5 protein-coding genes are annotated in these 6761 nt (G+C 71.3%); 3 read left to right on the forward strand and 2 right to left on the reverse strand.

Translation table 11 applies throughout. The annotated features are described in order from the left end of the window. Nucleotides 1–76: 76 nt before the first annotated feature. Complete coding sequence (locus ACIRF8_RS25905; protein ID WP_404218169.1) at nucleotides 77–841, reverse strand: TetR/AcrR family transcriptional regulator; 765 nt, start codon at nucleotides 839–841, stop codon at nucleotides 77–79. Nucleotides 842–1202: 361 nt separating this feature from the next. On the opposite strand from ACIRF8_RS25905, the gene ACIRF8_RS25910 reads away from it, so the two are divergent. Together ACIRF8_RS25910 and ACIRF8_RS25915 are read left to right on the forward strand one after the other, a co-directional pair. Further along, the gene (locus ACIRF8_RS25910; protein WP_404218171.1) at nucleotides 1203–2606 is read left to right on the forward strand and encodes an NAD(P)/FAD-dependent oxidoreductase; all 1404 of its coding nucleotides are present in this window, start codon (nucleotides 1203–1205) and stop codon (nucleotides 2604–2606) included. 275 nt (nucleotides 2607–2881) lie between these two features. Next, nucleotides 2882–4534 (forward strand): SpoIIE family protein phosphatase, encoded by a 1653-nt coding sequence (locus ACIRF8_RS25915; RefSeq protein WP_404218173.1) that lies wholly within the window; start codon nucleotides 2882–2884, stop codon nucleotides 4532–4534. Between the two features lie 9 nt (nucleotides 4535–4543). Here the strand turns inward: ACIRF8_RS25915 and ACIRF8_RS25920 are convergent, their stop codons facing one another. Then, nucleotides 4544–5815 carry an MFS transporter gene (locus ACIRF8_RS25920; RefSeq protein ID WP_404218222.1) on the reverse strand — a complete coding sequence of 424 codons (1272 nt, stop codon included), beginning with the start codon at nucleotides 5813–5815 and terminating at the stop codon, nucleotides 4544–4546. A 118-nt stretch (nucleotides 5816–5933) separates the two neighbouring features. On the opposite strand from ACIRF8_RS25920, the gene ACIRF8_RS25925 reads away from it, so the two are divergent. Next, nucleotides 5934–6488 (forward strand): MarR family winged helix-turn-helix transcriptional regulator, encoded by a 555-nt coding sequence (locus tag ACIRF8_RS25925; RefSeq protein ID WP_404218175.1) that lies wholly within the window; start codon nucleotides 5934–5936, stop codon nucleotides 6486–6488. Nucleotides 6489–6761: the final 273 nt, after the last annotated feature.

Raw genomic sequence — 6761 nt, forward strand, 5'->3', positions numbered from 1 at the left:
CCGCGGGCAGCCCGCTCCGGCCACCCGCGGCCCGGTACCACTCACGCGCATGCGCGTCCGCTCGCGACCGACACGTCTAGGGGCGCGAGCGCAGCCCCTCCAGCAGGATGTCGAGCAGTCGGGCCGACGCCGCCGCCTGCTGCGCCGCGTCGGGCAGCGACGGCGCCGCCGTGGCGATGACCAGCAGGACGTCCGACACGGTCACATCGGTGCGCAGCTCACCGGCCGCACGCGCCCGGTCGACGAGCCGGCCCACGACGTCGAGCAGCGTCGCCGCCCCGGTGTCGTCCGCCGGCACGCCGCCGTCGAGCCCGGCGGTCCGCTGCTCCACGAGCCGCAGCTCTGGCCCTCCGGTGCGCTGCTCGGGCACCCGCGCCTCGTCCGGGGCGCTGTCGGAGCGCTCGTCGGCGACGCCCACCCGTAGTACCTGCGGCGGAAGCAGCCGGCCCGCGCCCGAGGCGACCGAGGTGCGCAGGAAGCGCGAGAGCGCCGACCACGGTTCGTCCTCCTGGCCGAGCGCCGTGCGCGCCTGGTCGGTCAGCCGGGACGTCTCCTCCTCGGCTATCCGTCGCACCAGTACGTCCTTGCTGGGAAAGCGCCGGTAGACCGTGCCCACACCGACGCGGGCGCGCCGCGCCACGTCCTCCATGGGTGCCCCGTACCCCAGCTCGCCGAAGACCTCCCGGGCCGCGCGCAGCACGTGCTCCAGATTGCGCTGGGCGTCCACCCGAAGCGGAGTGGAGCGCGAACTGTCGTTCCCGCCCCGCCCGTTGGCCCCTACGGAGGCACCCGTGGGTGCGACGGCAGACGCTGAGGTCCAATGAGTTTCCTGAGTGTGCATATGTGTTCCCCCGGTAATGACGTCTCCCCCCGGAGACACTCCCCGTCATTGTCAGCCGGAGCGTGAGGAACAGACAGCGATTTCCAGGCCGTCCCGCGGCCCGACAGCGCATCCCCCCGACACCCCGACAGCACACGAACATAGTTGAGCGGGGGTCAATTCAGAAGGGGCAGGTTCCGCACGGAGCGCCCCTCGAACGGAGTACGCGGCGATTCCACCCTGATTGCCCCCCAGGCGCATTCCCGGGTCCCCCGCGCTGACCTGCGCACCTGTCCCGTGCCCCTGGGGAACGGCCGACCGGTACGGGTGGCTCCGCCACGTCACACAAATTGCCGGGACTGTGGACAAACGCAAGGGGCCGATGCGTCATGGGAGGGTGAGGGAACCTGCGCGCATTCTCGTTGTCGGCGGCGGCTACGTCGGGATGTACACCGCCCTGCGCCTTCAGAAGAAGCTCAGAGCTGAGCTCAGAAGCGGCGCCGTGGAGATCGTCGTCGTCACCCCCGACCCGTACATGACGTATCAGCCGTTCCTGCCCGAGGCCGCCGCCGGTTCCATCTCCCCGCGCCATGTCGTCGTGTCGCTGCGCAGCGTCCTGGAGCACTGCCATGTGATCGTCGGCGAGGTCGTCTCGGTCGACCATGCCAAGCGCACGGCCTTGTACACGACGCTCGCCAGCGAGGACGAGGGCACCGGCCCCGCGCCGCTCACCTACGACGAACTGGTCCTGGCGCCCGGCTCCGTCTCCCGCACCCTGCCGGTCCCCGGCCTCGCCGAGTTCGGCATCGGGTTCAAGACGGTCGAGGAGGCCGTCGGCCTGCGCAACCACGTCATCGAGCAGCTCGACATCGCCTCCTCCACCCGCGACCCGGCGATCCGCGACGCGGCGCTCACCTTCGTCTTCGTGGGCGGCGGCTACGCGGGCGTCGAGGCGCTCGGCGAACTGGAGGACATGGCCCGGTACGCGGCGAAGTACTACCACAACGTCGAGCCCGACGACCTGAAGTGGATCCTGGTGGAGGCGGCGAACCGGATCCTGCCCGAAGTGGGCCCGGAAATGGGCGAGTACACCATCCGCGAACTGCGGGGACGCAACATCGACGTACGGCTGGAGACCCGCCTCGAATCCTGCGAGAACCGCACCGCCGTACTCAGCGACGGCTCCCGCTTCCCCACGCGTACGGTCGTGTGGACGGCCGGTGTCAAACCCAGTCCGCTGCTCGCCGCCACCGACCTGCCGCTGACCGACCGCGGGCGCCTCAAATGCACCGCCGCCCTGGCCGTGGACGGCGCCCCACACGCGTGGGGCGCGGGCGACGCGGCCGCCGTCCCCGACGTCACCTCCGATGCGCCCGACGCGCAGTGCGCGCCCAATGCCCAGCACGCGGTACGCCAGGCCAGGACGCTCGCCGACAACATCGCGGCGTCGCTGCGCGGCCAGTCGCTCACCGACTACGCGCACGCCTATGTGGGTTCCGTGGCCTCACTCGGTCTGCACAAGGGTGTCGCGCACGTCTACGGACGCAAGCTGAAGGGCTACCCTGCCTGGTTCATGCACCGCGTCTACCACCTCAGCAGGGTGCCCACCGTCAACCGGAAGGCCCGCGTCCTGACCGAATGGACACTGTCCGGCCTGTTCAAGCGGGAGATCGTCTCTCTGGGTTCGCTGGAGCGACCGCGAGCCGAGTTCGAACTCGCGGCCGGGCCCGTCCCCCCTGAGGACCCTTCCGCACCGCCGTCCGGCCACCCGAAAGGGTCACCCTGACCTGCCCGGGATGCCACCCACCGACGCCCACCGTCGCCCCAGTGACGACACGCCGACTCGCCGACACGCCGACACGCCGAACCGCCGACCCGACGACCTCGGGGCCGCGCGGCCCCGCGACCTGAGGACCGGCGTCCCGGCCGCCGTCCGACCCCGAGCTCGGAACTCCCGCTCTTCGACCGGCATCTGACGTTTGTCAGTACGGTCGGCCAGACTGGTCCACGACCCTGGGCGGGCCCCTCGCCCGCCCTCGACCCCACGAGGCTTGCCCCACAGTGAACTTCACGCGCTGGAGCGCCCGGCTCCCCGGAACGCAGCGCCGCGCCGCAGCGCGGGCCGACCACGGCCCGACCCCACGAGGCGAGGGCGCCGTGCCCGCGGCCCGCGCCGAACACCTGTCCGCGTCCGGACGGACCGACGGCGGTGACGGAGGCGGCGTGGACGAGCTGCCCCTGCGCGACGTCCTCGACCGCATCCCCGCCCTGGTCGCGCTGGTGCACGGCCCCGAACACCGCGTCGCGTACGTCAACGACGCGTACGCCGCCGCCTTCGGCGCCCGCACCGTCGGCGAACCGGCCCGCCAGGCCCTGCCCGAGCTCGACGAACTGAGCCTGCTTCCCCTCCTCGACCAGGTGCTGCGCAGCGCGAAGCCCCGTACGGTCAAGTCCCGCAAGGGCGCGGGCGGCCGTTCCTACACGGTCACCTGCACCCCGCTGGAGACGGCCGAGGGCCCCGGCGTGCTGGTCTTCGCGGCCGACGTCACCGACCACGCGGAGGCGGCGGAGCGGCTGCGCACCAGCGAGCGCGAGCAGCGCGAGACGGCGGTGACCCTGCAAAGATCCTTGCTCCCGCAGGAGTTGGAGGAGCCCGACGACCTGCGTATCGCGGCCACGTACCAGCCCGGCGGCACCGAGACCGCGGTCGGCGGCGACTGGTACGACGTCATCACCCTGGGTGGCGGACGCACGGCCCTGGTCATCGGCGACGTCATGGGCCGGGGCGTGCGCGCCGCCGCCGTCATGGGACAGCTCCGCACCGCCGTACGCGCCTACGCCCGCCTGGACCTGCCTCCGCACGAGGTACTGCAACTGCTGGACGGGCTGGCCATCGAGATCGACCCGCAACAGATCGCCACCTGCGTCTACGCCGTCCACGATCCGAACGAGGGCCGCCTCGTCTACGCGTCCGCGGGCCATCTGCCCATCCTGGTGCGCGACGAGAACGGCACGATCCACCGCGCCGAGGAGCCGACGGGCCCACCGCTGGGCACGGGTGGCTGGCTGCACACGTCGGGTTCGGTGCCGCTGGGCCCCGGTTCGACGGCGGTCATGTACACCGACGGGCTGGTGGAGCGCAGGGACGAGGACATCGACGAGGGCGTGGCCGCGCTCGAACGCGCCCTGTCGGGCGCCACCGGCACGCCCCAGGTGGTCTGCGACCGTCTGATCCGGGCGTCCGGCGTCACGGCGGACCACGACGACGACGTGGCGGTGCTCGTCCTCCAGCACCCGGCGCGCAAGGGGGCCGACGGCGAGCGCTTCCGCAACGCGGCCCTGGAACTGCTCGGCGGCGTCGAGGCTGCGCCCCGCGCCCGCGCCTTCGCCTCCGGTGTCCTGACGAGCTGGCGCTTCACCCCCGACCTGCACGATCTCGGGGTCCTTGCGGCGAGCGAGCTCGTCGCCAACTCCCTGCAACACGGCACCCCGCCCATGCGCCTGCGGCTGCGCCGCACGGACCGCCGCCTGATCATCGAGGTGACCGACGGCGACGACCATCTCCCGCGCCGCCGCCGCGCGGAGCCCGGCGACGAGACGGGCCGCGGTATCGCCATCGTCGCCGCGATCGCCTCGAACTGGGGCGCGCGGCGCACGCCGGGTGGCGGAAAGGCGGTGTGGTGCGAGTTCGTCCTGCCGGGCGGGACGGGGTGATCCGTCCGCTCAGGCCTCGGCGGTGGCCGGTTCCGGGGAGCTCTGCATCACGACGCGGCTCCCGGCCAGGGACGGCTGGTTCTGCACGGGGGTGAGCCGCTTCCCGAGCCGCAGCGCCAGGGCGGTGATGCCCAGCGAGAACAGCAGGAACGTCACGATGTACGGCCCGTGCAGGGCGGCGCCCATCGGCCCGCCCACGGCCGGTCCGACCGCGAGCGCGAGCTGCTTCACCAGGGCGAACGCCGAGTTGTACGTGCCGACCATGCCGGCGGGCGCGAGATCGGCGACGAGCGGCGCCAGGGTCGGCGACAGCATCGCCTCACCGAGCCCGAACAGCGCGTACGTGGAGATGAACGCGGCGGTGGCCATGGCCTGGCTGCCGTGTCCGAGGCCCGCGTATCCGGCGGCGATCCACGCGACGGCCCAGATGAGCCCCACGCCCGCGATGACCCGCGACCGCTTGCGCCGCTCGACGAACTTCAGCACGGCGAACTGCGCGACCACGATCATCGCGGTGTTGGCGGCCAGCGCGATCCCGAGCGTCGACGGCGAGATGCCCGCGGCCTCGACGCCGTAGGCGCTCAGCCCCGACTCGAACTGTCCGTAACAGGCGAAGAAGAGGACGAAGCCGAGCCCGCAGAGCTGCACCATCGCGCGGTTCCCGAGCAGGGCCCGCAGACCACCGGCGGACTCGCCCTTCGGTATCGCCTCGCCGAACGACGGCACGTGCGGGATCCGCACGCTGAGCACGACCGCGGCGAGCACCAGGAACATCACGGCCTCGATGCCGAAGAGCAGCAGGAAGCTGTCGGCCCGGCTCTCGTCCACGATCTGACCGCCGATGAGCCCGCCGATGCCGAGCCCCAGGTTCTGGAGGAAGAACTGCATGGCGAAGGAGCGCGTACGCGTGTCGGGCGTCGAGCACCACACGATCATCGTCGCGAGGGCAGGCTGCAACACCGCGGTCCCCGCGCCCAGCACGGCGGCGGCACCGATGGCGGCGGGCTCACTGCTCGCGAGCCCGAGGCCGATGGCTCCGACGGCCGCGACGACCGACGCCACCACCAGGACGGGGAGCGGGCCGCGCCGGTCGATGGCGCGGCCGGTGAACGGCAGGACGACCAGAGCGGCCATGGCGAAGGCGGCCAGCACGATGCCGGCCGCACCGGCCCCCAGACCCCGGACCTCCGACACGTACACATAGAGGAACGGAACCGTGAAGCCCACGCCGAACGCACTCAACGCGCTGCCCACCTGAACCCGGCGCATCGCGGCGCCCATCACCCTGGTCACTTTCACCTGCCCTTTCGAACTGAAGACTTCGAAGCTAAAGTTAGAAGCTAAACAATACACAGAGAAGGACTTCAACGCCAACCACTCGCGTGCCATACTTCGCGGCATGGCCGACACCACCGGCAGGCCGCCAGCCGAGCCGACCCTCGAGGAACAGATCGCCGCGTACCAGCGCGAGTTCCAGGACCTCGATCCGCAGGTCGAGGAGATCGTCTCGGCGCTCGGCCGGCTCAACCGCCGGATGAACGTGGCGTACGGACGTCAGACCGCGGAGATCGGCATCAGCAACGCCGAGTGGGAGGTCCTCAAGGCCCTCGTCCTGTCCGGTGCGCCGTACCGGATGGGCCCCGGCGAGCTCGCCAAGCGGCTCGGCCTCACACCGGCCGCGATGACGCACCGCATCGACCGCATGGTCCAGGAAGGACTGGTCACGCGGGACCGCGACGAGAACAACCGCGTCCGCGTGATCGTCGAGCTGACCACGCAGGGCCGCGAGAAGTGGCTGGACGCCATGCGCCTGGCGTCCGTCTTCGAGGAGGACCTGCTCCAGGACCTCACCTCCGTGGAGCGCGGCGTCCTGGGCGAGATCCTGATTCGCCTGCTGCGCCGCGTGGAGGACGCTCAGCCGGACGCCGACGGCCGCCTCACCGACCTCGACTGAGACACGCGGGTCAGAGGGGGAGGGTTGACACGCCCCCACCTGATCCGTAGAGTTCTTCGGGTTGCCGCAGAGCCGTAACGGTTCTTCGTCAGCATCTCCCGCCGCGATAGCGGCACTCAAACACCAGCACGATCTCCCACTGGGATTGATTTCGGCGTACCCGATTTCAATTCGCTAATGGGTTGCGCACGGCCTGATCGTTCCGATTAGGAAGAGCCGCGAGGATCCGCTAAAGTTTGGGACGTCGGAACGGCCGAACAGCCAGGAAGACAA

The sequence above is a fragment of the Streptomyces sp. NPDC102406 genome (assembly GCF_044765725.1).
Taxonomy (GTDB): Bacteria; Actinomycetota; Actinomycetes; order Streptomycetales; family Streptomycetaceae; genus Streptomyces.